The sequence below is a fragment of the Roseibium sp. genome, from assembly GCF_965233565.1.
Classification (GTDB): domain Bacteria; phylum Pseudomonadota; class Alphaproteobacteria; order Rhizobiales; family Stappiaceae; genus Roseibium.
Genome location: NZ_OZ247494.1, coordinates 6,013,977 through 6,040,142 on the forward strand (window position 1 = coordinate 6,013,977; position 26,166 = coordinate 6,040,142).

General features: G+C 59.3%; 19 protein-coding genes. 8 read left to right on the forward strand and 11 right to left on the reverse strand.

The genetic code is table 11. The features are described 5' to 3' along the window. Positions 1–12 precede the first annotated feature (12 nt). A complete protein-coding gene (locus ACO6TG_RS27430; RefSeq protein ID WP_422376114.1) occupies positions 13–822 on the forward strand; it encodes an SDR family NAD(P)-dependent oxidoreductase in 810 nt (269 codons plus the stop codon). Positions 823–877: 55 nt separating this feature from the next. Here ACO6TG_RS27430 and ACO6TG_RS27435 read toward each other — a convergent pair whose 3' ends face one another. The 3 genes from ACO6TG_RS27435 to ACO6TG_RS27445 all read right to left on the reverse strand — a co-directional run bounded on the left by ACO6TG_RS27435 (position 878) and on the right by ACO6TG_RS27445 (position 11,795). Beyond that, positions 878–2,236 (reverse strand): aminotransferase class I/II-fold pyridoxal phosphate-dependent enzyme, encoded by a 1,359-nt coding sequence (locus ACO6TG_RS27435; RefSeq protein WP_422376115.1) that lies wholly within the window; start codon positions 2,234–2,236, stop codon positions 878–880. A gap of 26 nt (positions 2,237–2,262) precedes the next feature. After that, positions 2,263–9,888 (reverse strand): SDR family NAD(P)-dependent oxidoreductase, encoded by a 7,626-nt coding sequence (locus ACO6TG_RS27440; protein WP_422376116.1) that lies wholly within the window; start codon positions 9,886–9,888, stop codon positions 2,263–2,265. A gap of 368 nt (positions 9,889–10,256) precedes the next feature. Beyond that, on the reverse strand, positions 10,257–11,795 hold the full coding sequence (locus ACO6TG_RS27445; protein WP_422376117.1) for a trimethylamine methyltransferase family protein: 1,539 nt from the start codon (positions 11,793–11,795) through the stop codon (positions 10,257–10,259). A gap of 311 nt (positions 11,796–12,106) precedes the next feature. Between ACO6TG_RS27445 and bmt the strand changes: the two genes are divergently transcribed. Further along, a complete protein-coding gene (gene bmt / locus ACO6TG_RS27450) occupies positions 12,107–13,135 on the forward strand; it encodes a betaine--homocysteine S-methyltransferase (RefSeq protein ID WP_422376118.1) in 1,029 nt (342 codons plus the stop codon). A gap of 377 nt (positions 13,136–13,512) precedes the next feature. Here bmt and ACO6TG_RS27455 read toward each other — a convergent pair whose 3' ends face one another. Together ACO6TG_RS27455 and ACO6TG_RS27460 are read right to left on the reverse strand one after the other, a co-directional pair. Further along, positions 13,513–13,695, reverse strand: coding sequence for a hypothetical protein (locus ACO6TG_RS27455; RefSeq protein ID WP_422376119.1), 183 nt, complete (start codon positions 13,693–13,695; stop codon positions 13,513–13,515). A gap of 29 nt (positions 13,696–13,724) precedes the next feature. Next, positions 13,725–14,021, reverse strand: a complete 297-nt coding sequence (locus ACO6TG_RS27460) for a putative quinol monooxygenase (protein ID WP_422376120.1) — start codon at positions 14,019–14,021, stop codon at positions 13,725–13,727. A 201-nt stretch (positions 14,022–14,222) separates the two neighbouring features. Between ACO6TG_RS27460 and ACO6TG_RS27465 the strand changes: the two genes are divergently transcribed. Together ACO6TG_RS27465 and ACO6TG_RS27470 are read left to right on the forward strand one after the other, a co-directional pair. Then, positions 14,223–15,566, forward strand: coding sequence for a ferric reductase-like transmembrane domain-containing protein (locus ACO6TG_RS27465; RefSeq protein WP_422376121.1), 1,344 nt, complete (start codon positions 14,223–14,225; stop codon positions 15,564–15,566). A gap of 102 nt (positions 15,567–15,668) precedes the next feature. Continuing rightward, positions 15,669–16,094, forward strand: coding sequence for a PaaI family thioesterase (locus tag ACO6TG_RS27470; protein WP_422376122.1), 426 nt, complete (start codon positions 15,669–15,671; stop codon positions 16,092–16,094). Between the two features lie 6 nt (positions 16,095–16,100). Here ACO6TG_RS27470 and ACO6TG_RS27475 read toward each other — a convergent pair whose 3' ends face one another. Next, positions 16,101–17,309, reverse strand: coding sequence for a GGDEF domain-containing protein (locus ACO6TG_RS27475; protein ID WP_422376123.1), 1,209 nt, complete (start codon positions 17,307–17,309; stop codon positions 16,101–16,103). A 329-nt stretch (positions 17,310–17,638) separates the two neighbouring features. Between ACO6TG_RS27475 and rplM the strand changes: the two genes are divergently transcribed. Next, positions 17,639–18,106 carry a 50S ribosomal protein L13 gene (gene rplM / locus ACO6TG_RS27480; protein ID WP_094070471.1) on the forward strand — a complete coding sequence of 156 codons (468 nt, stop codon included), beginning with the start codon at positions 17,639–17,641 and terminating at the stop codon, positions 18,104–18,106. A gap of 2 nt (positions 18,107–18,108) precedes the next feature. Next, complete coding sequence (gene rpsI / locus ACO6TG_RS27485) at positions 18,109–18,585, forward strand: 30S ribosomal protein S9 (protein WP_094070472.1); 477 nt, start codon at positions 18,109–18,111, stop codon at positions 18,583–18,585. A gap of 84 nt (positions 18,586–18,669) precedes the next feature. On the opposite strand, the gene ACO6TG_RS27490 is transcribed toward rpsI, so the two are convergent. Further along, positions 18,670–19,734, reverse strand: coding sequence for a YHYH protein (locus tag ACO6TG_RS27490; RefSeq protein ID WP_422376124.1), 1,065 nt, complete (start codon positions 19,732–19,734; stop codon positions 18,670–18,672). Positions 19,735–19,953: 219 nt separating this feature from the next. Here ACO6TG_RS27490 and ACO6TG_RS27495 point away from each other — a divergent pair, with 219 nt between their 5' ends. Then, positions 19,954–21,375 (forward strand): MATE family efflux transporter, encoded by a 1,422-nt coding sequence (locus tag ACO6TG_RS27495; RefSeq protein ID WP_422376125.1) that lies wholly within the window; start codon positions 19,954–19,956, stop codon positions 21,373–21,375. Here the strand turns inward: ACO6TG_RS27495 and ACO6TG_RS27500 are convergent. Further along, positions 21,345–21,917 (reverse strand): hypothetical protein, encoded by a 573-nt coding sequence (locus tag ACO6TG_RS27500; RefSeq protein WP_422376126.1) that lies wholly within the window; start codon positions 21,915–21,917, stop codon positions 21,345–21,347. The genes ACO6TG_RS27495 and ACO6TG_RS27500 overlap by 31 nt on opposite strands. A 104-nt stretch (positions 21,918–22,021) precedes the next feature. Beyond that, positions 22,022–22,453 (reverse strand): helix-turn-helix domain-containing protein, encoded by a 432-nt coding sequence (locus tag ACO6TG_RS27505; RefSeq protein ID WP_422376127.1) that lies wholly within the window; start codon positions 22,451–22,453, stop codon positions 22,022–22,024. Between the two features lie 69 nt (positions 22,454–22,522). Here ACO6TG_RS27505 and ACO6TG_RS27510 point away from each other — a divergent pair, with 69 nt between their 5' ends. Further along, positions 22,523–23,743, forward strand: coding sequence for an MFS transporter (locus ACO6TG_RS27510; RefSeq protein WP_422376128.1), 1,221 nt, complete (start codon positions 22,523–22,525; stop codon positions 23,741–23,743). A gap of 7 nt (positions 23,744–23,750) precedes the next feature. On the opposite strand, the gene guaD is transcribed toward ACO6TG_RS27510, so the two are convergent. Further along, positions 23,751–25,061 carry a guanine deaminase gene (gene guaD, locus ACO6TG_RS27515; protein ID WP_422376129.1) on the reverse strand — a complete coding sequence of 437 codons (1,311 nt, stop codon included), beginning with the start codon at positions 25,059–25,061 and terminating at the stop codon, positions 23,751–23,753. Positions 25,062–25,228: 167 nt separating this feature from the next. Continuing rightward, positions 25,229–26,155 (reverse strand): hypothetical protein, encoded by a 927-nt coding sequence (locus ACO6TG_RS27520; RefSeq protein ID WP_422376130.1) that lies wholly within the window; start codon positions 26,153–26,155, stop codon positions 25,229–25,231. Positions 26,156–26,166 lie beyond the last annotated feature (11 nt).

Here is a 26,166-nt window from a genome sequence, read left to right on the forward strand (position 1 = left end):
GCGGAACTGAGAATGGCGGCCGAAACAAAAAAAGTCATCGTGCTGACTGGCGCCAGCGGCGGGATCGGTCAGGCGCTGGTGCGAGAAATCGCCCGGGAGGGCGTCTATTTTGCACTCATTGCCAGGGACGAAGACCGCCTGCGTCCACTGCTTGACGAACTCAGACAAAAAGGGGCCGATGGCGAGATTCGGGCGATCGATCTTCGCGACCGCGCACCGTTGCATGCCTATCTGGAAGACCTTGATCACCGCCATGCAATAGATCTGGTCATTGCCAATGCGGGCGTGACGGCCGGCCTTGGACCGAACAGGAGCCGCGAGACCGATGCCGACAGTGATCGGCAGATTGACGTAAATTACCGTGGTGTCGTGAATACGGTGACCGGCGCCGTCGACTTCATGCAACAGCGCCGCCGTGGCCAGATAGTTCTCATTTCCTCTCTGGCCGGGATGCGAGCCTTGCCCGACATGCCGAGTTACAGCGCCAGCAAGGCGGCAGTGATCGCTTATGGTCATGCGCTTCGTGGCTGGCTGAAACCTTTCGGGGTCTCTGTGACCATCGTTTGTCCAGGTTTCGTGACGTCTCCCATGTCTGCCCGCCACAAGGGCGCAAAACCGTTTGAAGTATCGGCAGAGCGCGCAGCTCGCTGGATGCACCGCGCAATCTTGAAAAAGAAGGCGTTCTACGCGTTTCCCTTCCTGCTGGCCACCGGCATCCGCCTGCAGAACCTGCTTCCACCCAGCATCGGAGACCTGTTCATGGGGGGCTTCGACGCGGAGATCGAACAGGATCCAAGATACCGGGATCAGGACAAGTCCTGACAAAAAAACCGGGCACCTGGCCCGGTTTCCTGCGTATCAGCGAAGTTTCAATGAATTACCTGGCCGCTTTAATCAGACGGTCCACCGCGTTGCCTTCAGTGCGCATGTCGTCCAGTTCGGCTGCGGTGACCGCCACCGCATTGGCAAGCTGCTCTTCCGTGTGCTCGCTGGTAATGAAAAAACGGATCCTTGCCGACTTTTCCGGAACGGCCGGAAAAATGATGGGCAGTGCATTGATGCCCCTAGCAAGCAGTCGGTTGGACAAGGTTGCTGCACCGGCAGAATCGCCGACGATCACCGGAACAACTGCGTAGCCGGCGCTCGGGCCCGTATCCAACCCGGCTTCTTTCGCAAGCTTCAGGAACAGGGCACCGTTTTTCTGCAGCTGTTCGACCCGTTCCGGTTCTTGTTCGAGCAGCTCAGCAGAAGCGATTGCCGCTCCGGCCAGTGCCGCTGACAGGCCAACGGAAAACACAAAGCCCGGTGCAGTGACCCTCAGGTAATCACACAGGACCTTGGATCCCGCGATATAGCCGCCACAGGAAGAGAAAGTCTTGCTGAGCGTGCCCATCCAGATCTCGACTTCGTTGGGGTCGATGTCGAAATGTTCCGCGATCCCGCGCCCGGTTTTGCCGAGCACGCCGATCGAATGGGCTTCGTCAACCATCAGCCAGGCGTCATAGGCCTGTTTCAGCTTCACGATCCGGCGGAGATCCGGAAAGTCGCCGTCCATGGAATAGAGGCCCTCGACAATCACCAGAACCCTGTCGAACTTATGCCGATGATCCGCCAGCATCTTTTCCAGGGCGTCCAGATCGTCATGCGGAAAATTCATGCGGGTGGCGCCAGACAACCTGACGCCTTCGGCAATGGAATTGTGCACAAAGGAATCGGTGAGAACCAGATCACCTTTATGCATCAAGTGCCCGATCGTGGTGACATTCGTCGCGTGGCCGGAGACCATGACGATGGAAGACTCAACACCGTGAATTTTCGCCAGCGCAGCTTCCAGTTCAGCATGAAAGGGACGTTCCCCTGCCACAATGCGGCTTGCGGACACGCTGGTGCCGTAGCGGTCGACAAAGGCCTTGGCTGCCGCGCTGACCTTCGGATGACCGTTCAGGCCAAGGTAGTTGTACGAAGCGAAATTTTCGTAGTTGTCGCCGTCAATGACGCTTGTCCCGGCTGCCAGGCCGTCATGCGGCCTGAAAAACGGGTTCTCGATGCCCATCATGTCCGCCGCCGCACGATGCATCTGCAGCTGTTTGACCTGGGGCAGTTCCTTGAAGTCAAAAACTTTGCGCTTCGGCGCTGCCGTCGGGGGACGGGAAGCCGCAGAAGCGGTCCGTCCACGTGCGGAGCGGCGATTGGCTTTCAAGCTGTCCATCAGCTTGGCGCGATCGTCTGCGCCCATTCGCAATATTCCTTACCTGGTGCCGGTTACAGGAAGGACCCGAGTTCCCGGCTCTTGTTTTCAACTTCGGCCGCCACATCCGAAAGGTCTTCGTCTTCGGGCCGTTTGTCGTCCATGTGCAGGCTTGCAAGCTGCTGTGTCTCGTCGGAGATGCCAGAGGCATTTTCCTCTCCGAGCACACGATTGGCAACACGTCCCGAAAGATCGATCAAAGTGGCCCCATTTGCAAGCGACATCAAAGGAATGTCGATGCCGAGCTGCCGCTCAGCGCTCATGCGCAGCTCCAGGGCCATCAGTGAATCCATGCCAATATCGGACAATGGCTTGTGCGGATCGATTTCTTCCGGTGCAATTCGCAGGATTTTTCCGATTTCCGCAGCCAGGAGCTTGGCAACCGTTTGGGCAGCCGTCACCTGGTCCATCCCTTCCAGCATGGCAGCAAGATCAATCATCCCGTCGCCACCGGCATCGTCGTCATCACCGAGACCGAGCAGAGAGACGAGCGGCGTGCCGACAAGCGCGAGATCCTTGCGTGCCGCCTGCCAGTCGATGCGGGCATAGCCGAGAGACGCAAGTCTTGCGTCTTGCTCGTTGGCCTGCGCCATCAGGCTCATCAGACCGTCGAGTGCTTCTTTGGCCGTCAGGGCATGGCGTCCGAGTTTGCGGGACAGCATCTCGTTGACGTCTTCGTTGCGGGCAAGATAGCCGGCATCTGAGATCGCACCCCAGGCAACGGCAAGTCCCGGGCGGCCTTCCAGGCGACGCTTGCGTGCAAGACCTTCCAGATAGCCGTTGGCCGCAACATAGTTTGCCTGCCCCGGATTGCCGACAAGCGTGGTCGCCGACGAGTAGAGCACGAAATGATCCAGAGGATCGTCCAGGGTGAGACGGTCGAGCAACTCCGCACCGCGCACCTTGGGAGCCAGGACCCTGGTCAGCCCCGCGTGATCCATATTCGCGATCAGCACGTCGTTGAGAACCATCGCCGTATGGAAAATGCCCTTGAGCGGTTTTCCATTCGCGCGGATATCGGTCAGCACCTTCTTCACCGCATCTTCGTCGGTGATGTCACAGGCGTGTCCCTTGATATCAACACCGCGTTCGGTCAGCTGGGAGAGGACCTCCTGTGCTTCTTCGCTGGCGTCGCCGCGCCGGCTTAGAACCGCAAGAGACTTCGCACCATGATCGGCAAGGCGATGCAGAAGCGCTGCGCCAAAGCCGCCAAAACCGCCAGCAACGAGATAAACAGCGTCGCCGTCAAACACGATGTCCCTGGCTGCCGGTTGCACAGCGGGGACTTCCGGCGGGCGAATGACGATCTTGCCGATATGACCTGCTTGCTGCATCAGGCGGAAAGCATCAACCACGTCGGTCGCCTCGAAGACCCGGTGCGGAAGCGGACGAAGTGTTCCGTTCTCGAAGAGTTCGACCAGCTTCACGAAGAGGTCCACGGCCAGCTTCGGTTGCCGGGTCAGCAGCTGATCGGCATCAATGCCGAAATAGGTCAGGTTCTGACGGAACGGACGCAAGCCGATGCGAGTGTTGCCGTAGTAGTCGCGCTTGCCGAGCTCGAGGAACCGCCCAAACGGCTTCAGCACATCAATGCTGCGCTCCATGGCCTCGCCAAAAAGCGAGTTCAGGACAACATCAACGCCTTCACCTGCAGTTTCTTCCATGACTTCGTCGACGAAGGCAAGGCTTCTGGAATCGAGCACGACATCAGCGCCGAGCAAGCTCAGCGTGTTGCGCTTGTCTTCAGATCCGGCCGTTGCGATGATCTTCGCGCCGCGCCATTTGGCGATCTGAAGCGCGGCCAGACCGACACCACCTGCGCCGCCATGAATCAGAACCGTTTCGCCTTCCGACAGTGATGCGAGATGCACTAGCGCGTAGTAGGCGGTCAGGAAGGTCACCGGAATGGTTGCTGCTTCTTCCGCCGAGACCGTTGACGGCATCGGTGCGCAGCCGCTTTCGTCAACGGTGACATGTGTCGCAAAACAGGCCGGCGCGAAGGTAATGACCTTGTCGCCTGGCTGAAAGCGGGTCACATCCGGACCGACATTGACAACACGGCCACAGCACTCCATGCCGAGCGTCGGGCCGGCAAAACCGTCTTCCAGTGCTTCTTCCGGCAAGAGGCCAAGGGCCCACATGACATCTCGGAAGTTCAATCCGCTGGCTTCAACCGCGATTTCGACGTCTTTGCCCGCAAGCTGATTGCGTTCGACCGCCTGCCACGAGAGCTGGTCAAGAGATCCCTGGCGCAGGATGTCCAGTCGCATCGCCGGATCGGCCCCCTCGGCGAGACGGCTGTCGGACAGGACACCGCCCTTGAGCAGGCGGATGCCTGAGCGCGTTTCGCTGTCCAGCACAATTTCCCGTTCGCCGTTCGAAACCAGAATTTCATCGGCAACTCGAGCCGCGGCGATCCCCGGCTCTAGGTCCGGCGAGACGTCGATCAGCTTGAGATTGGCGTCGGGATATTCGTTCATCACGACCCGGCCAAAGGCCCAGAAACCTGCCTGGTCCGGGGCGGCGGTGCGGCCTCCGGCAATGTCCTGTGCGCCAGCGGGCGCGAGAAGCGCAATGTCGCCTGTGTTGGCGCCGAGGGCCTTCAGGATCACCATCAGGCTATGCGCTCTCGTGTCGACGGAGGCAAGGGCATCGTCAGATTTCGCATAGGCGCCCAGGAGATGGACAACGCGCCCATCGTGGCTGGCCAGGAGCTCGGACAGAGCCTGATCCGGCGTCTCTGCCTCCTGTTCGGCCTCCAGCGCGGCGCTCCAGGTGTTGTCATCGAGTTGTTCGGTGACACCTCCCGGCACAAGCAGGGTCGCAGCGTGACCGTTGCGTTCCAGACACGCTTTCAACCCTTCAGCCAGGCGATGGGCGGGACCATCGGCATCGGTCAGAAGCAGATAGGATTTCTGCTCGACAACCGGCTGGTCCGCATCAGACGATTCAGGATCGTCAACGATAGCTTCTTCCTCTTGCGCCTCAACGGCCCGCGCGCACACGAGATCGGCCTCGACGAGCGAACTTTTCAGCGGCAGCGTGTCCACGGAACGCAAACCGGCGGCCTCCAGAGCCTTGGACCAGTCCGACTGTTGCTTGGAAAGCGGGAATTCGACACTTGCGCTTTCATGCCACCAGTCCGACCCGACACCCATGATCAGGTCGGCAAGCGGATGCGGCAGGGTTTCAGCGCCTAAGGTCAGACCACCAGGTACAAGTGCCCGCGCCAGACGCTTCAAGGTTTCGGCGTCGAATTCCGAAAGAGACGTCTCGAACAGGAGCAGGTCGAAGTGTCGCTCAAAAGTGAATTCTGCCTCTGTCGGTTCGACAAATTCGGTCGCGGCGCTGCCTTGCCAGAGCCGTTCCCCGCGACCCACGGCAGCGGCGGTCGCGTCCGTCACGACAAGGGCCATGTTGGTTGGGTCGAGGGTCTTGTCGATCCACGAAGCCAGGCCGCCATTGGCACCCACGAGCAGAATGCGCAACGCCTGATCCGATGGCCACTGGGAGACGAGGTCCTGGCAGATTGTCCGCAAAGAAGAGGAAAGTTCCCTGCGCGCAGGTGCCGAAGACCGATAGGCATCGAACAGGCTGGAGGCATATTCCTGGCTGGCGCTTTCAAGTAGACCGTCTTGCAGGATCTCTTTTAGTCCGGTCCAGAGCCGCGCGAGCAGCGCAGCCTCGGCGATATGTTCACCGCCGCCGTCCGTGAGAGCTTGAAGCAGATCTCCAGCGGACGGAAGGCCGGCCGGGTTCGTCAGAGCAAAACCTTCGTCGCTCTCAATGCAGAGGTCGCTTTCCACCAACCAGGCAAACATGCTGGCTGCCAGTGGAGCGGCGGTTTCATGCAGTTCTTCAGCCGCGACCAGATCGGCCAGCGTGACCGTTCGCGCGCCATATAGATCGAAAAGGGTCTGATGAACGACGGATCGTCCCAGGGCTTCTATCAACACCCTGCTGTCGTCCAGCTCCTGGTCTTCCGATCCTGCCAGATCAAGCTTTTGTGCAAGCTCTGCAAGGCCGGGGAAAATTGTCTCAAGCGGAGAAACGCGGTTGCGTTCCGGCAAGACAGTCGCGATCTGACGATAGACGAGGTCGTCCGGCCGCGTTTCTTGCCCGAGCGTGACCGCCTTGAAGCGGGTCTTGCTCAACCGGGCAACCACTAGCCCGTCAGCGTCCAAAAACTCGAAACTGGCCTCGATCGAACGCGGAGATGCCTTTGTCACTTCAATTCTGACAGATGTCGGATGGGTCTCCGGAGCCAGCAAACGCAGCGCACCCAGGCGGATCGGCAGGAAGGACGTGTTTTGCGGCACGTCCTCGACTTCATCGAGAAGAGCAAAGAGACCGTGGAACCCGGAGTCGACCAACGTCGGGCAGAGTGCAAACGAATGGGCGCGAACGGTTTCGTCTCGATCGAGAAGTGTGACAGTGGCGCTCGTCTGCGAATGCTTGATCACACGGTCGGCCCTGCGGAAGGCCGGTCCGTAATTCAGACCAAAGGTTTTTGTAAGCTCGTAGAGCGCCTGATGGTCGAGTTCCGACACCAGGTCCTCGCTTGCCCGCAGCCAGCGGGAACGTGTCGAAGTGGATGGCGTCTGGTAAGTGCCTCTGGCGTTCAACGACCAGTCATTATCGGACAGGCGCGGGCGCGACAGAACCTCTACGACATGGTCGTCAGGCGAAATACGGACCTGTGTCTCCCAAACTTCGTCGCCCTCAATCACGAGGGGTCGAATAATGTCCAGGTCACACAATTCGATTTGATCGGCCCGTGTCCAGCGCAGCGCTGCCCTCAAGCACATTTCGATGTAGCCGGCGGCCGGAAAAACAACGCTGTCTTCGACCTTGTGGTCCTGCAGGAACGGCAGGGAACCGCTGTCGATGTGGTTGAACCACTCCGCAGCGTCCTGGCGCAACCTGTGGCCAAGCAGGGGCCAGGTCTGGCCGAACATGAAGTCGACCCGTTCCGGGCTGCTTTCCGGCTTGTAGTCGGTGTTTTGCCAAGGGTATGACGGCAACGACACAAGGCTTGCCGGTTTCGGCCCCACATATTGGGACAGATCCATTGCGCCGCCATTGGCCAGGACCGAAGCGGCAATGCGTTCAAGCGGGTTCCCAAGTGGGGCAGCCGCTTGTTTTTTCGGCGGTTCCTTGAGTGTTTCCAGAACCTTGGCCTTCTTGCCCTTGGCGCGAAGAACGTCGTTGATATAGGTGCCGAGCACTGGTTTGGGACCGACTTCAACGAGGACCGCAAAGTCGTCCAGCGCCATGTTCTCCATGGCGGCTGCGAACCGGACAGGCCGGCGCACGTTTTGCCACCAGTAGTCCGCCGATACCAGAACGTCGGTTTCGTCCGGCGTAACCGTTGAATAGAACGGCAGCGCGGCGGTTTGTGGCGATAGGCCCTTCAACGCGTCAAGGAGCGGTTTCTCAATGAGATCCACCAGCGCGCTGTGATAAGGGTATGCGAGATTTAGCTTGCGCATTGCCCATTTTTTCTTGCGCGCAAATTTCGCAAAAGCATCCAGGCTGTCACTGTCGCCGGAAATGGTTACGCTGCGCGGGCTGTTGTCGGCTGCCAGTTCGAGGCGCGGCAATCCGCTTTCCTCGATGGCGGCAACAGCTTGCTCGGCGGGCAGCAGGAGCGCGGCCATGGAGCCAAGATCCCGGACGACTTCCTGTTCGCTGGAACGGGCACGAATAACAGTGACCGCCTGTTCCAGATCGAGGGCGCCGGCACACCAGGCGGCTGCAACTTCACCGACTGAGTGGCCGGCGGTTCCGTCTGCAGTGATTCCGCGCTCGCGCAGTGATTCAACAATTCCAACCTGAATAGCGAACAGGAGCGGTTGAGCAACTTCCGATCGTTCCAGGTCGGCTTCCAGATCGTCGGCAAACAGCGTTGTGACCAGAGACCAGCCACTCAGACCCATGAAGATCTTGTCGACCTTGTCGAATGCTGCGCGGAACACTGCGTCGGCCTGATAGGCCTCCTGTCCCATTCCTGCCCATTGAGAGCCATTGCCGGAGAATACGAAACCGACTTTCGCCTCTGCTTTGATAATGCTGCCGGAGACAAGATCTGGCCGGTCTTCAGTCCCGTCTTGAAAAAAGTCGCGCAGGGCGGCCAGTTTTTCTTCCCGGTTCTTTCCAAGCACGACGAGGCGTTCAGACAGCAAGTCGCGACTATGTGCGCTTGAGGCAATTACGGCACCGGCTTCCTCGTCGGAAGCATTGTCCAGCCGGTTGGCGTAACGGTCTGCGAGGTCCTTGAGCGCCTCACCGGATCGGGCACTCAGAACGAGCGGAGCCGAGGCTTTCGCATTTGCAGCGGAAACCGTTACCGGATCGGGATCACCGATAACGGCGTGTGCGTTGGTACCGCCAAAGCCGAATGAGTTGATTCCCGCCAGCCGCCGCTGGTCACCGCGTTGAAGTGGCAGGGCTTCGCCTGCGACTTTCAGATTGAGGTCCTCGAAGGGAATGTCCGGGTTCGGTGTCCGGAAATGCAACGATTCAGGCAGCAGGTCTTCGCGCAGCGCCATGACGGATTTCAGCATTCCGATGAGGCCTGAAACCGGTTCCAGGTGTCCGACGTTGGTTTTGACCGAGCCGATTGGCAGGGCGTCGCTGCGCTTTTGTCCGATAACGCGGCCGAGCGCATCCGCTTCTGCCGGGTCGCCGACGCGCGTGCCTGTTCCGTGCGCTTCAATAAAAGCCAGGGCCGCCGGGTCAATCTCGAGACCCTCGTAGATTTCGCGCAGCAGGTCTGCCTGGGCGTAAGGGGAGGGCAGAGAAAGGCCTACGGTGCGACCGTCTGCATTGATGCCTGTGGCCAGGACCTTGCCGTGGCTCTGGGTTCCTTCAGGCAGCCCGGCTCTAGCAGCCCGCAACACAACGACAGCGCCACCCTCGGACCGGACATAGCCATCTCCATTGGCATCGAACGCCTGACAAAGACCTGTCGGCGACAGCATGGTCGCGCGCGAAAAACCGACAAAAGCGAACGGGCTGAGCAGCAGGCTGACACCACAGACAATTGCGGTGTCGATTTGGCCGCTTTCCAGCGCGGAAACGGCCTCATGCAAGGCGACAATAGAAGAGGAGCAGGCAGTGTCTACTGTGAAACTCGGACCGCGCAGGTCGTAAATATAGGAGATCCGGTTGGAAACGATCGACAGAGTATTGCCGGTCATGAACTGCATGTCTGCCATGGCCGGATCGACGATAAACCGGTGGTGGTAATCCAGCGAAGAAGCGCCGACATAAACGCCTGTGGTTGTTCCGGCCAGGTCGCTCGGCTTGAGTTTGGCATGCTCGAGGGCTTCCCAGACCAACTGGAGCAACAGACGCTGCTGCGGGTCCATTTGAACGGCCTCGCGCGGCGAAATGCCAAAAAAGGCGGGGTCAAATCCCCATACGTCGTCTAGTTGGCCGGCGGCCCAGGTGTAGGTCTTTCCTGAGGTGCTTTGGGCCGGGTGACCAAACCTTGCCAGGGGCCAACGGTCTTCCGAGACGGACGTAACGGAACACTGGCCGCTTTTCAGCAAGGTCCAGAACTCGTCGGAATTGTTGGCTCCAGGGAGCCGGGTAGAATAGCCGAGAATATCGATGTTGGAGGTGAGCGACGCCACAGAACAACCTGTTTTTATTTGTTGGGAACAGTCAAGTTATTGATATTTCACAAGAAAATTAAAAGCTGCTATTGCTCATTCAAATTACTCCCTCATATTCAAACTCCGGCACCAACAATCGTTGCCAGCACCGCCGCGTACGAGTTTATCCCATGGCCATGACCGTTTCCACCTGTCAGGAAATGGCTGAGTCAGGCAACCTTTATCCTAGACTGAATAGCTGTGGAAGGTACATCTCGCAAAAAAAAGCGCAGGTCTTCCTTGTGTTAACACTAACCGGTGCCGCTGCAGGAAGCTCTTCGGGGAATAATGACCAAAAAAAAGAAAACGCCCGATCCGGGGATCGGGCGCTTGTCTTGACGTAAAGATCAGACGTTGCTGTCAGGGAAAGAGGCTTTCCGCTCGGCCATGAAGGCCAGCAGCGCCTCGTCGATGGCCGGATCGAGTTCCGGACCGGAATAGGCCCGCAACTGTTCCTTCCAGCGCGCGTTTGCGCGTTTGGCGGCATCCAGTTCACCGTCTGCCAGCCATTGTTCGAAAGAATTGTTGTCCGCGATCGACGAGCGGAAGAAGGCGCTTTCGAAATTGCGCTGTGTATGAGCGGCACCGAGAAAATGTCCTCCGGGCCCGACTTCCTGAAGCGCGTCCATGGCAAGTGTCTCGTCGGAGATTTCGATACCCTTTGCAAGCACGTGCATCATGCCGAGCTGGTCGGCATCCATGACGAATTTCTCGTAAGAGGAGCACAGGCCGCCTTCCAGCCAGCCTGCGGAGTGAAGGCAGAAATTCACACCGGATTGCACGGTGGCCAGGATTGTCTGTGCGGATTCCTGGGCCGACTGGGCATCCGGTACCTTGGAGGCAGTGAAGGAGCCGCCGGACCGGAAGGGCAGGTTGAGACGGCGTGCGAGCTTTGCCGCGCCGTTCAGCAGCAACGATCCTTCCGGGCTGCCGAAGGTCGGGGCGCCTGATTGCATCGAAATGGAGCTCACAAAAGCGCCGAAAACAACAGGTGCACCGGGACGGATCAGCTGTGTCAGCGCACAGCCGGCAAGGGCCTCGGCCAGGACCTGCGAAAGCGTGCCGGCAACGGTGACCGGGCTCATCGCGCCGGCAAGAATGAACGGCGAGACGATACAGGCCTGATTGTGACGTGCGTAGACCTTGAGCGCACCGAGCATGGTAGCGTCAAACACGAGCGGCGAGTTGGCGTTGATCAGCTGGATCATGACGCAGTTCTGATCGACAAATTCCTCGCCGAACGTAATCTGCGCCATCTTCACCGAATCTTCGGCGCGTTCCGGGGCGGTCACGGACCCCATGAATGGCTTGTCCGAGTATTTGATATGGGAATAGACCATATCAAAGTGACGCTTGTTGACCGGAAGATCGACGGGCTCGCAGACCGTGCCACCTGAGTGGTGAAGCCAGGGCGACATGTAGGCCAGCTTCACGAAATTGCGGAAATCCTCAATCGTGCCGTATCGGCGCCCCTGATCGAGATCGGTCACAAAGGGAGGGCCGTAGACCGGGGCAAGCACCAGATTTTTGCCGCCGATCTCGACGTTGCGGGCGGGGTTGCGCGCATGTTGGGTGAATTGTGCAGGAGCTGTCTTGACGATTTCGCGCAGCATGCCCTTTTCGAAATAGACCCGTTCGCCATCGACCCGGGCACCGGCCTGTTTCCAGATGTCGAGCACTTCCGGGTCTTCGCGGAATTCAAGGCCGATTTCAGCCAGAATGCGGTCGGCATTGGCCTCGATGCGTTCTGCGCCTTCATCGCTCAAAAACTCGTAATTCGGGATATTGCGCGAGATATAGGGGACGGATTGTCCGCTCGGGCCGGCCTGTCGCCGCTCACGGCGGGCGTTTCTACCTCGACGGCCAGATGGGGCGGCGTCTGACATTTTGATTGCTCCCGAAAAGATGCATATTTGTTTGCGCGTAGTCTTGATCAGACGGTGCGGTCGCCCGGCTCCAGATCCGTCGCGCAATGCCGCAAATGCGTCATGTCGCTTTGTTGCTCCATTTTGTCTCAGAAGTCCATTGACTTCATCGGTACGAACACCGTACAGCCGCAAGCAAATGCTTGGCTGAGCACCCTTGCTGCTGCTACAGCGCTTCTTCACAAACAGGATCAACGCCTGAAACGCCGGAGCTTGTCACTTCAGGCAGGCCGACCCGTTTCGGGCCGTAAGACAGAACGAAAGATCATCGCATGTCCAAGCTGGAAAATCTGCTGGCCGCCAAGGGGGCATTGCTTGCGGACGGAGCAACGGGAACCAATCTCTTTGACATGGGCTTGTTGTCCGGCGACGCACCGGAACTCTGGAACACCGATGAACCGGACAAGATCAGGGCTCTGCACCAGTCCTTTGTCGATGCAGGGTCCGACATCATTCTGACCAACACCTTCGGCGGCAACAGGCACCGGCTCAAACTGCACAACGCTCAGGACCGGGTGAAGGAACTCAATATCGCCGGCGTCCATCTGGCTAAGGAAGTGGCAGCGTCCGTCGAACGGGAGGTTCTGATCGGAGGGTCTGTCGGGCCGACCGGCGAACTGTTTCAGCCGCTCGGGGCCCTGAGCTATGAAGACGGTGTTGCTGCCTTCAAGGAGCAGATGGAAGGCCTTGTCGAGGGCGGCGCCGACATTCTCTGGGTCGAAACCATGTCGGCGGTGGAAGAAATGAAAGCAGCCGCAGAAGCCGCGCAGGCTTTCGATTTGCCGCTGGTGATTACAGCGAGCTTCGACACAGCCGGCAAGACCATGATGGGGCTTGCGCCGAAGGGATTGGGCGATTTGCAGTCGCAATTTGCCTGCACACCGGTTGCCATCGGTTCAAATTGCGGTGTCGGCGCGTCCGACCTGCTTGCCGCGATCATGGAAATCACCGAGGCCTATCCGGATGCGATCGTCGTTGCCAAGGCCAATTGCGGCATTCCGCAGATCCAGGGTGATGAAGTTGTCTATACCGGTACGCCGGAGCTGATGGCCAAATACACGCATATGGCGCTGGATGCCGGTGCCAGGATCATCGGCGGCTGCTGCGGCACCTCTCCGGTTCACCTTGCGGCCATGCGCGGCGCGCTTGACGTGCACACTGCCGGCAACCGGCCGACCCTGGACAAGGTGCTGGAGGAAATCGGGCCGCTGGTGTCTCCTCCCAACAGGGAAGCGGATGCAGCGCGCGCTGAAGGCGAGGGGGCCGGTTCGGGGCGCCGCCGCGGCCGCAGGCGCGGGTAACGGACCAGAAAAAGGGCGCCTTGTATTCGGGGCGCTCTCAATGTCTGTCCTGCCAGTCCTCAGCACGGGCCTGGAGTGGCCTTTTCGAATGATGTCCCGGATTTGCGCAAAGTTGCAGAGACAATGCCCATCGGCTGATACGGCGGATCGGTCTGCATTCCGGGATTGGTCATGTGGATCTTATAGCAACCGGTGAAGGTCTCGCTGGAGCCGTCTTTCTTTGAAGCGGAGATGGCAACCGGCAAGGCCCAGTAGATCTGTCCCGCTCCCGGATCGGGCGCCGTCTCTCCGAACTTGACCTTGACAGCACCTGTATCCGCATAGCCTTTCTTCCAGGCATCAAACTCCTTTGGCGTGGATCCTTCCGCAAAATAACCTTAGGCCTGCGCATAACTCTGCTGGCTGATGGCAGCATAGTAACTTTCCACCAGTTTTTGCGGACTGGACCGATTGTCCATGTACGTCCAGTCATCGGCTCCTGCCGGCGCCGCCAGGCTGGCAACGTTTGTTGCCACCAGGAGTGCGGACAACCGAGTGAATTTGGTTCGAGGCAATCGCATCGCTTCGTGCTCCTTTTCCGGCAGGTTGCTCAGAGGGTTTCAATGGCCTCCGGTCGGATGATCTCAACGTTCTTGTCGACGACAAGCGGGCGCGCAGTCGCTCGCCAGACAGAAAGGTGCGGTGTGGCAAAATGGGCTTCCAGCGCCTGCCGGTCCTGCCAACGTTCCACAAAGACGAGCGTATTCGGATCGCTGACACTTTGATGCAGATCGTAGGACAGGCAGCCGTCTTCCCTGCGGGTGGCCTCGATACAGACTTGGCTCGCCGAAATCAGCTGTTGCCGGTTCTTGTCGGTGGTCCGGAGGGTCGCGATCACGAATATCATTTTGGTCCCGTTCATTTGTCAGAAGGAATGGCGGAGCGACATGTGTCCGGTCACGGCCCCCCGCATGCAGGTGATTTAATGGACCCATTACATGCCGTTTCCGCGGCACAATCAAAAGTTTATTGAGATTACATGGCAAGATGTTACTTGAACGCCGAGATCGCTCCGTGACATGAGCGGCCTGAGTGCGGGGACAGTGACTTGAGACTTTTCGGACTGATTTTGATTGCAGCGGCGAGCCTTGTGCCGCTGATCTGGTTTGCGCCTCTTGCCGCAGAGCGGGATCCGGTCGCCGTTTTCAGCCAGTATATCGGGTCGGCTGCCCTGATCCTGATGGGCATCAACCAGTTCATTGCAACCCGGGTTCCCGGACTGGAGACTGTCTTCGGGCCGCTCGATCGCATCTACGTGCTGCATAAGTGGCTTGGCGTCATCGCGATGGTCTGCCTCGGTTTGCACGATATTATCGACGCGGAAATGAACGGACTGCGTGGTGGGCCTCTGGCAGGCATTGCCGAGGATATCGGCGAAGTCAGCCTCTACGGACTTCTGATCCTCGTCCTGGCCTCCGTGATAACCTTCATTCCCTATCACCTTTGGAAGTGGAGCCACCGGCTGATCGGTATCTTCTTCTTCATGGGCGCGTTTCACTACTTTTTCATCGAGAAACCGTTTTCGAATTTCGATCCGCTGGGCCTCTATGTTTCCGCATTCTGTGTACTCGGTCTTGTCAGCTACGTCTGGATGTCGTTGCTGCGTCCGATGGCGCCGCGCGGTCATGGCTACAAAGTGTCTTCCGTCCGCCATCTCGGCGGTCTGACGGAAGTGGAGCTTCAGCCCAGGGGCAGGGGACTGAAACACAGGCCAGGTCAGTTTGCCTTTCTGACCGTCAGGGGCAGCGGCTTGTCCGGGGAGCATCCCTTCACGCTCTCCAGCGCGCCACGCGACGACAGGTCGCTGCGTTTTTCAGTCAAGGACCTTGGTGACTATACGCGGCGCTTGCGGCGCGAACTGACGGAAGGCATGGAGGCGACCGTTTCCGGTCCCTTTGGTCATTTCTCCATGCCATCTGGGCGGGACCCGCAAGTCTGGATCGGGGCCGGGGTCGGCATCACGCCGTTTCTGGCCTTTGCCGAAAGCCTGAAATCAGCCGATGCCGGTCCGGTCAAGCTCTATTACTGCGTTCGTGAACGCGACGACATTCCTTATGCGATGGATCTGGAACGCCTTGCCGAGGAGGTCGGCAATCTGGAACTGGTGATCGTCAATTCCAATGAGGGCGTGCGGTTGACACCGGAGCGCATTGACGCGGATCTGGCCGGCGGTCTTCGCCAGGCCCATGTGTTCTTCTGCGGTCCTGTCGCCATGCGCAAGGCCCTCAAGTCCGGCCTGGTGCTGAAAGGCTTGCGGGCCAGCCGTTTCCATTTCGAAGAGTTCGAGATGCGAACCGGCATCGGTCTCAACGCCCTGGCGGCCTGGATCTGGGACAAGGGCATCTACACCGTCGAAAAACGTCGCGCGGCCAAGACACAGCCAGCAGAATAACCGGTTGCCCGTCAGGAGGCGCTTGCAATTTCTGCCTTTTGACCTTTACGTAAAAGCGAGCTGCATTTGCGGCGCGTTTTTAGGGGTATAGGGGAGCAGAATATGCATCCGGTGATGACGGGCGACGAGATCATGGCAATGCTGGACAACGTGTTCCCGCAGATCCATGCCGGTGGACGGGTCTATGCCATCGACGGTGTGTCACCTGGGGAAGCCAGAGTGCGTCTCAGCGCCAACGAATTGCATCTAAGGCCCGGCGGGACGGTGTCGGGGCCTTCGATGATGGCGCTTGCAGATCTGGCGGCCTACGTCGTGATCCTTGCCCATATCGGTCCGGAGGCCCTGGCGGTGACCACCAATCTCAACATCAACTTTCTGCGCAAGCCGGAGCCCGGCGACCTGATCGCAACCTGCCGTCTCCTGAAACTGGGCAAGCGGCTGGCTGTGGTCGACTGCGGCATTGCCGGGGAGGGGCAGGAAGACCTGGTTGCCCACGCGACCGCGACCTATTCGGTGCCGCCGCGCTGAAGATCGTCAGGCTGTCTGGCGGGCCAGGTCCTGCTTGAACAGGCCTTCCAGGTCCTCGGAATATTCCACAACCTGACCGCGGCCGCGCCGCTTGGCCGCGTAGACGGCCAGATCGGCCCGGTGCAGCGCAGTCTTTTCCGTATCGCCTTCCCGGGTCAGGTAGGCCCCGACGCTCAGGCTGGGCACGTAACTCTTGTCCTCGTGTGCACAGGGCGTTTTTGCACCTTCCATCACGCGGCCATAGAGTTTGCGGAATTCGTCGCGGGTGATGTCGGGGGCAAGCACCACGAATTCGTCGCCACCGAAACGTCCGACAATATCGCTGTTCCTGCGGGTGCTGTCGCGCAGTATGCCGGCAATGTGTTTCAGCAGCAGATCGCCGCAGGCGTGTCCATACTGATCGTTGACCTGCTTGAAATAGTCGACATCGACGAACAGGACACCCAGACCATTGGCTGTCTCGGGATCTGCGAAAAAGTCGTCGAGGATTTCCGAAATGGAATTGCGGTTCAGGATACCGGTCAGCTGGTCGTAGCGGGTGAGTTCCAGCAGTTTGCGGTCCTTTTTTCGCAGCTGGCTGGTCCGGTGCACATAGGCTGCAGCCGGGATCGCCAGAACAATCGCTGTGCCGAGAACAAGCAGCCAGCCGATCTGCTGGAATGCTGATTCAAGGGCTTCTTCCAGGGGGCTGACGTCAACATAGACCTCGATTGTTCCGACCCGCCTGCCATCAGGTGTAACGGCGGGAACATAGGCTTCGACAAAAGTGTCTGGCTGTCCGGAATATTCTGCGACCTCGTCATGAATGACAAAGAGCTTCGGCTTGCCGGAGAAAAACACCTCCAGCGCATTCTTGTTGAGCTCGTCTTCCTGGTCGAAGTCGGCATCGCCGGCCGTAAAGGTTCGATGCCCGTGCATGTCAAACAGCTGGAACTTCAGAATGTCGATCATGGCGAAGGAATCGACAAGCCGAAGTATGTCGGCATCGGCGACTGCACCTTCTTCAAACATGCTTTCCGCATTGGGAACGTTCTTGAACAACCGTTCCGACCAGGTCATTGCCTTGACTTCGGCATTGTGCCGGATGGAGTTGAGTACCTGCCAATCCAGAAGCACATGAACGGCACCGGCAATACCGGCGAGCAAAAGCCCGCCCGCAACAACGGCAAGAACCAGCGGTCTTTTTGTCCAGTAAGGCAGGCTGAACAACTGCATCAATTTCCCTTGCGTCAAAAACGGTTGTCTAATCAGTGCCTCAATGGGTGTTAAGCTGGCGTAAAATCCGGTCTGTGAATGCGCCAGGAAAAACGCCAGCACAGGCAGGATTCGGATGAAATGCGTGCGAAAAACATGCGGTATTATGATACCGTTTTTATAAGTTGTTGTTTTAAAAGATGTTTATTGAGCTTTGCCTCGTAATTTGTGATTGACGACGTTTTGATGTCGGCGTATAAGCTGCCTCGAACGAATTCAAGGTCCGTTCGCTGCCTTCCTTATGAAGACGCGCGGGCCTTTTCTTTAACCGCTCAGTACGGATCAAACTCATGAAGACCTTCTCTGCCAAGCCGGCTGAGGTCGAGAAAAAGTGGATCTTGATCGACGCAGAAGGCATGGTTGTCGGCCGTCTCGCCGCCTTCATCGCCAACCATCTGCGTGGCAAGCATCTGCCGACCTACACGCCTCACATCGACACCGGTGACAACGTCATCGTCGTCAATGCGGACAAAGTCGTGTTCACCGGCCGCAAGTACGACAACAAGAAATACTACTGGCACACCGGCCATCCGGGCGGCATCAAGGAGCGCACCGCACGTGCCATCCTGGAAGGCCGTTTCCCGGAGCGCGTCCTGGAAAAAGCCGTGCAGCGTATGATGCCGGGCGGTCCGCTGTCCAACAAGCAGCTGAAGAACCTCAAGGTTTACGCTGGTCCGACCCACCCGCATGAAGCTCAGTCGCCGGAACTCGTCGACGTCAAGGGCCTCAATGCAAAGAATGACGGCAAGAGGGCTTAACAATGGCTGAGCTGCAATCCCTGGAAGAACTGGGCGGCGCGGTCGACACCGCAGCCCCCGAAGCTCCGGTCCATGTCCAGAAGCTGGACGCTCAGGGCCGCGCATACGCAACCGGCAAGCGTAAGGACGCCATCGCGCGCGTCTGGATCAAGCCGGGCACCGGCAAGATCATCGTCAACAAGAAGGACTTCACCGAGTATTTTGCTCGTCCGGTTCTTCAGATGATCCTTCAGCAGCCGATCATGCTTACCGACCGTGCTGGCCAGTACGACGTTGTAGCCACCGTCACCGGTGGTGGTCTGTCCGGTCAGGCTGGCGCTGTGCGTCACGGCCTCTCCAAGGCCCTGACCCACTACGAGCCGGAGCTGCGCGGCGTTCTGAAGAAAAACGGCTTCCTGACCCGCGACAGCCGCGTCGTCGAACGTAAGAAGTTCGGCCGCCGCAAGGCACGCCGATCCTTCCAGTTCTCCAAGCGTTAATCGCTGGACCGACTGGTCTTACCGTTTCAAGAAAACCCGCCGGATCGCTCCGGCGGGTTTTTTGTTGTCAGTTGAACAAAAGCGCTATTCCGGGGGGATCGAGCCTGGTGGCGGCAGCGGCACTTCGACCGGCTCCAGGGGCAGTCTTGCGTCGCATGTCTGGGAACCGGGGGAGAGCGCACAGCCGAGTTCGGCCTTGAAACAGCCGATCACGCGATTCACGCCCAGAGGGGCAGCGTGATAATGATAGCCGAGCCCTGCCGTCGTGTGGCCTCTGCACGCGTCAAGATCTTGCGGCTCCTGGCCATCTGCGTCCAGCTGGCTATAGATGCCGTGGCCATCCATGGCCATGCCCACAAGGTCCGCATGCCCGCCAGACTGTTCGACAGCTTCAAGACACTCCGTGGCGAAGTGATAATGGTAGCCGAAATAGGGGTTCACGTGACCGCCGCAATCGTCGAACGGGGCGATGTTGTAGGCATGCAAAATGGCATTGACCGGGGCAGGTCCTTCAAAGCGGACCCCGTCGAGTGAAACGCCGGCGCCCGGATGATCGGTCAACTCGATTGGCTCGTCGACAGGCACAGGCTCCAGCGGAATGAAAAGTGTTCGAATGGGCGAAAAGACGGTCTGCTCCGGTGTGCACTGCGCGCAGTAATAGTAATACTCTTTCCAGACATCCGGCCGCGCCACTCCGAAGCAGGCATCAAAGGACCTCGAAACCAGGACGTCTCCCGTTTTCGGGTCATACATCTGCCATTTCGGATCGTCGTAGAATTCGGCCAGATTTTTGACGAACGCGCCATCTGCATCATAGACCTTGCCGTCCTTGAACCAGATGCCGGCGTCATCCGGTCCGTCTTCAATTGTGCTCGGACACCAGGGCCCGGGCTCCTCGCGCGGCGCCTGTTTCAGCACCAGTTTCACGCATCTGGTCGTGGTGCCGCCGGAGAGTGTGCAGTCCGCTACCTCGGCGTCCTGCATGATGGCTTCCGGCCGGACATGAGCCAGGAAGGTCTTCAGCACAGCGGATGCGTCTGGCGGAATGCTCAGGCTTGGCGCGTCATGTGCGCTGACGTCAGAGGGGATCAGGCAGGCGGCCAAAAGGCCTGCACATGCAAGGTTTCCGGAAGGTCGGCTGACAATCATGACAGTCCTCTGCAATCAGGTGACAAAACCGAGTCGGGCAACAGGTGTTACCCTTCTGGAAAATCGTAGCATGGTCCATTGACACCTCGTGCGCCGATCTGTTTCCGCATGTTGCCGTTGCGGAGCCGGTCGTTTGCGGCAAGGTGAGCCGATTTCGGCTTGCGCGAACGCCGTTTCCGGTCCATGCAGCCCTCTCGAAGGCCTGCCGGGCGGGCCAGAATGTCCAGATCGATGTCAGGTGCCATGAGCCAGGCCAAATTCGTTACAGGCAGCTTGTTCCGTCATGTCACGGTCATGTCGCTGACGTCCTCTGTCGGCCTGATGGCGATCTTTGCCGTCGACTTTGTCGACATGATCTTCATCTCCATGCTCGGCAAGGCGGAACTGGCCGCTGCGGTCGGTTACGCCGGCGCGATCCTGTTTTTCACCACGTCTTTCAATATCGGCGTTGCCATTGCGGCCGGCGCTCTGGTCGCGCGGGCGCTCGGGGCAGGGGATCGTGAGGAGGCGCGGCAACAGGCCTCCAACGCACTCGTCGCCGGGGTGATCTTCAGTGGCGTCTTTGCCCTTACGGTGTGGTTGTCCCTGGACTTGCTTGTCAGCCTGATCGGTGCCCATGGCGATACCCATGATCTGGCGGTTCACTACCTGCAGATCATCGTGCCGACCCTGCCGCTGCTTTTGCTCGGCATGGCGGGGGGCGCCGTGCTCAGGGCCCATGGCGATGCCAAGCGGGCAATGATGGCGACAATTGCCGGCGGCGTCGTCAATGCGGTCCTGGACCCGATCCTGATTTTCGGACTGGATCTGGAACTCACCGGCGCTGCCCTGGCAAGTGCCGCGTCGCGCGTCGCGATTGCCTTTTTTGCCCTGGCGCCGATCTTCCGGTTTTACGGCGGTCTCAGCCTGCCGAGACCGCTCAAGCTCCTGAAAGACCTGCCACCCATATCCGCCATCGCCTTTCCCGCGATCCTGACCCAGCTGGCAACACCCGTCGGCCAGGCCTTCGTCACGCGCTCCATGGCCGAGTTCGGCGAAGAGGCTGTCGCCGGCATGGCCGTGGTCGCACGCATGACGCCGCTCGCTTTTGCCACGATCTTCGCCCTGTCCGGTGCTGTCGGACCCATCGTCGGTCAGAACTTTGGTGCCGGAAAATATGACCGGGTGCGCGGCACCTTGCGCGAAGCGCTGCTCTTCACGGCGCTCGTGGTCGGGCTGGCCGCTTTGGCTCTGTTCTTTCTCAGAACGCCGATAGCACGCCTGTTCGATGCCGATGGCCTTGCCCTGACGCTGATTTTCCTGTTTTGCGGCCCGCTGGCGCTGGCCTTTTTCTTCAACGGCGCCCTGTTCGTTGCCAACGCGTTTTTTAACAATCTTGGCCGGCCGTTTTACTCCACCTGGATGAACTGGGGCCGGCACACACTCGGCACGATCCCTTTTGTCATGGTGGGGGGCGCATTTTATGGCGCTCCCGGCGTCCTGATCGGACAGGCCGCCGGAGGTGTGGTCTTCGGGATTGCCGCGGTGGTTCTGGTGCGCGTTGTGATCCGCGATGTGGAGACGCATCACGAAGCCTCGAAAGGTCCGGGCCTGTTCCAGCGCCAGGCGCGTCAGGTCATATTGTTCTTTTCAAGAAGGTGACCGGTTCTGGCATTGTGGGCTGCAAGTTTCTGCAGCTGGCGCAACGCCTTTACGGCAGCCTTGTCCGTCATCGGCCGTGATGGCGCCGGGCCAAAGTCACCCGTCAGGTAAGTCCAGGCAAACAGGACAGGATCGGCCGAGCTCAGCCAGCTTGGTTTTTGGCTGACCCGCTTTTCCGCCAGAACCTGACCGCTGTCGATATCCAGAAGATAGCCGTAGAGCGTGACGGAGGGCCGGATGAGCAGCGGCAGCCAGGTGTCGTGGGTGTTCAGGGAGGCCAGAAAGCCGTAGCGCAGATCGGTGATGGCAAGATGCAGGAGCTGATCGCCAGGTTTCAAATCCTCTTCCGGTGAATAGAGCGGCAATCCGAGCGCCTTCGCAAAATAGCGCTGCAATTGCTCCTGGTCGGGTTCCGTCTGAACTGGCGCGCCAAAATGGTGACAAAAGGAGCTGACAATATTCCAGTCGAGATGCATCTGGACATCGCCGAGAAAAATCGTCGGAGGCTTTCTGATACCGAGTAGCCAGCGCCAGAATGACATCAATGGGGCTCCAAAAAGTCTTTTACTTGAAATGTGTGCGTTCAGGGGAATTTGTCTAAGCCTTGGACAGGCTACAGCTAGTTATTTTCGACAGGAATTCAAACTCAAAATGATTGCCAGCGTTGAGAGATTGCGCCGCCGCTTCTCCGCTTGCCACTGATGCGAAGCAGTCTCTGGAACTTCGGGCATTCCATGTGGCTCGGGGCCGGGCAGTCCGCGACGTGCTGGATCATGTCTCGCAGCGCCGACAATTGCTCGATCTGGCTGTCCAGCTCGCCAACCCTTGCCTGCAGCTTTGGCCGCGACAGGGCAGGCCGCCCGTCCGGGCCGAACATGGCCTTGATCTCATCAAGCGAAAATCCGCCAGCCTTGCCGAGCGTGATCAGCGCCAGCTGATCGATCACCTCCGGACCGAACAGCCGCTTCAGCCCCCTGCGCCCCACGGAAGTGATCAGGCCTTTTTCCTCATAATGGCGAATGGCCGACGCGGCGATGCCGGTCTGCTTCGAAACTTCTGAAATATCCAGCAAATTCATCTCTTGACCTCAAGTCGACTTGAATTAGTAGGCTGATGCCTCCTTTTCCCAAATGCAAGGAAAATCAAGGTGTCTTCCCAAACGCATGTGTCAGGCCGCCCGATCTGGCTGGAAGCCGCGGCCATCGCGCTGCTCCTGATTGCAACGCTCAAGATCATGGCCAATGCCACCATCAGCCCTGCGCTTCCCGGACTGGAAGCAAGCTTTGCCGATAATCCGCAAGCTGCCTACCTGACGCGGTTCCTGGTAGCCGCGCCGTCCCTTTCCGTGGTGCTGATTGCACCATTTGCCGGCTTTGCCGCCGACAGGTTTGGCCGTGCGCCCCTGTTGATCGCAGGTGTGGTGCTGTTTGCCGTCAGCGGCAGCGCCGGCGCCTATCTGCCCGATCTGAGCTCCATTCTGGCCAGCCGGCTGCTGCTGGGCGTCGCCGTTGCGCTCACAATGACAGCCCAGGTCGCTCTGGTCGGAGACCTGTTTGACGGCGAGCGCCGCAGCGCCTTTTTGGGGCTGCAGACAGCAGCCATCAACTTCAGCGGTTTCCTGTTCATCAGCCTGGCTGGCGGGCTTGCCGGTCTTTCGCCGCGACTGCCGTTCCTGATCTACGCTCTGCCGGCTTTGCTTTTGCCGTTGCTGCTTGTGGTTCTGCGGCAGGAAAGACGGTCGCGCACCGCCCCCAATATTGCAGCTGCATCGTTGCCGGCAGCGTCTGAAAAGAGCTGGTGGCTGCCATCACTCGGGGTTGCGATGTTGACCATGCTCACCGTGATGCTGTTCTTCCTGATGCCGAGCCAGTTGCCCTTCTATCTGGAAGAAAACGGCCTGGACGGGGCCTTGGGAACGGCCTTTGGGCTGGGCGCGCTCACCTTGACCGCCGGCTGTGTGGCCATGGCGTTCAAGCGTATCAGCGCCAGGCTGGGCCTTTCGATGACCTTCGGTCTCGGCTTCGCCATGATGGCAACCGGTTTTGCCACGCTGTCCCTCGGCGCCTCCTGGGACCTGATTCTGGCCGGCGCTGCCCAGGTCGGTGCGGGCTATGCCCTGGTGCAGCCGGCCCTCTTCATGCTTGCGCTTCATCTGGCGCCGGAAAGCAGGCGGGGCAGGGTCTCCGGAATGGTCACGACCGCCATGTTTCTCGGTCAGGTGGTCTCACCGCTGCTCTTGACGCCGATATTGCAAAAACTCGGCTTTGCATTTGTGTATGCCGGAACTGCCTCCGCCTTTTTCCTCGCGGCATTCTTCGCTGTCAGTGCGAATGTAATGGGCAAGCGACTGACAAGACTGGTCGAGTAGCGCCTGATCATACTGGCTTGGAGGCTACGCCGGCGACATAGGTTTCCGCAATCGCACGATCGTCTCCGAGAGTTTGCAGCACAAAGAGCTCTTCTGCCAGGCTTTCGACGGTTTCCATGCGCAGGGCCATGGGGCGTGTGGCTCTGGCGTTCAGGACAACGACGTCCGCGTCCGAGCCCTCGTCCAACGTACCGACCCTGTCGGTTAGGGAGAGGGCCTCGGCATTGCCGCGCGTGATCCAGTAGAAACAGGTCAGCGGATGCAGGCGCTGGCGCTGCAGCTGCAGGACCTTGTAGCCCTCGTCCAGCGTGCGCAGCAAAGAATAGCTGGTGCCGCCTCCGATATCGGTGGCGATCGACGTGCGGATGCCGGCGCTTTCAAGACCGGCCTTGTCGAAGAGGCCGCTGCCGAGGAACAGGTTCGAGGTCGGGCAGAACACGGCGACGGAGCCCGTTTCCCGCATGCGCTGCATTTCATGGCCGGTCATGTGGATGCAATGGCCAAGCAGCGTCTTGGGCCCGAGCAGTCCAAAGCTTTCATAGACATCGAGATAGTGCGCTGCGTCCGGATATAGCTCCTTGGTCAGCGCGATCTCATTATAGTTTTCGTTGATATGGGTCTGCAGATGACAGGCCGGGTGTTCCTTCAGCAAAGCGCCGGCGGCCTCCAGCTGCGCGGGCGTGGAAGTAATGGCAAAGCGCGGTGTGACAACGTAATGCGCCCGGCCGCGGCCATGCCACTTTTGCAAAAGCGCCTTGCTGTCATCATAAGAGTTCTGGGCCGTGTCGCAGAGCTCAGGTGGGGCATTGCGATCCATCATGGTCTTGCCGCCAAGCATCAGCATGCCGCGCCGGTCGGCCTCTTCAAAATAGGCTTCGACGGAGGCCGGATGGCTTGAGCAATAGGCAACAGCCGTTGTGGTGCCGTGGGACAGCAGCAGGTCATAGAACGCGCCGGCGATACGGTCGCCATGATGCTTGTCGGCAAAACGCTGTTCGGCGGGGAAGGTATAGTCGTTGAGCCAGTCCAGGAGCTGATCGGCCCAGGACGCAATCACCTGGACCTGCGGAAAGTGAAGATGCGTGTCGATGAAACCGGGCAGCAACAGGTGCGGTCGATGGTCGACTTCCTCAATGTCCCCGTCGGGGAGCCTGTTTCGCACGGTTTCATAACGGCCTCTGGCAGCAATTTTGCCATCGATGACCAGAAGCGCGCCGTCTTCTTCGTAGACATAGGCATCGGTATCTTCAGCGCCGGCCGGCGCGGCGTCAAAGCTCAGCAATCTGCCGCGCAGAAGGAGCGGGGAGCGGTTTGGCACGGGGTAAGTCCCTGAATATGTCTTGAGTATTCCGGGGCCTGGACCCCGGTTTCAGACATTCAGTCATAGTCCAGCGGCAACACCCGAACAACGCCGCAACTGTCCTTGCCACAGTTATCGGCAACGACCCGCGCACGTGTTTCAGTTTTGTCCGTTCCGGACAGGCTTCAGAATTTTCGCGGTGTCAGCAGTTTCTTCTGCAGCTGATTGAAGAACCCGGTCGGCTTGTTGTAGATTGCCCGCACTTCCTCGTCGCTGGCCGGGCGTGGTGCCAGACCCGTTGTCTGCGAATAACTGTCCAGGGCGTTCTTGTCGATCTGGGCCTGCGCGAAGGTCGGCACCGCCTGGGTCAACAGCAACGCGTCGCTGAAATAGGGCGCTGCACCGGTGGCGCTGACCACGCTGGACTGTTCACCGGCAACGGTCAGGAAAAGCTCCGCATTGATGCTGCCGTCTTGCGACTGGGCGGCGAATTCAAACGAACGGGTTGCACCGGGGGCAATCGCCTGAACCTGCTGAAAGGTGCGGCGACTGATCCGGTCGTGAAAGGACACGCTGACCTCGACCGGAATGGCCAGGTCGTTGGTTACCGGGATCGACGCCATGTCGATCATGCCAGCTGCAAGGTAAAGCCGGCCCATCTCCGAACTTGCCAGCTGCACGCCATCCCGTCCCGGGTGCAGATATGTGCCTTCACCCGGTTCCGCCGGCTGACCGGTCTGAAGCGGCTGGTAGGGGGTGACGGTCATGATGGAGGCGATTACGCCGGCCCCGACCGCAAATCCGGCCTTGCGGTTGTTCGGCTGAAACACAAAGCAAAGCAGCACGCCCAGAAACACGACAATGATGAACACATAGAGTGGGGGGACGGCGAGATTGAGATGGCGCGCCGATATGGTGGTCATTTTCAGAACGGCGGATGCCTGTTCCTTCTGCACCAGATCGGCGATCGCCGCGATCATGCCGCCGATGGCGGCACAGATGTAGATGGTCGGCATCGACACACCGCCCCCGGAGGAGGTGGCAGATCGCGTCTCTTTGGAGGCAGCAGGTGGCGCTGCGTTTTGAGGCATGTTTTCCTGAACTTCAGGCATGAGTTGCCCTC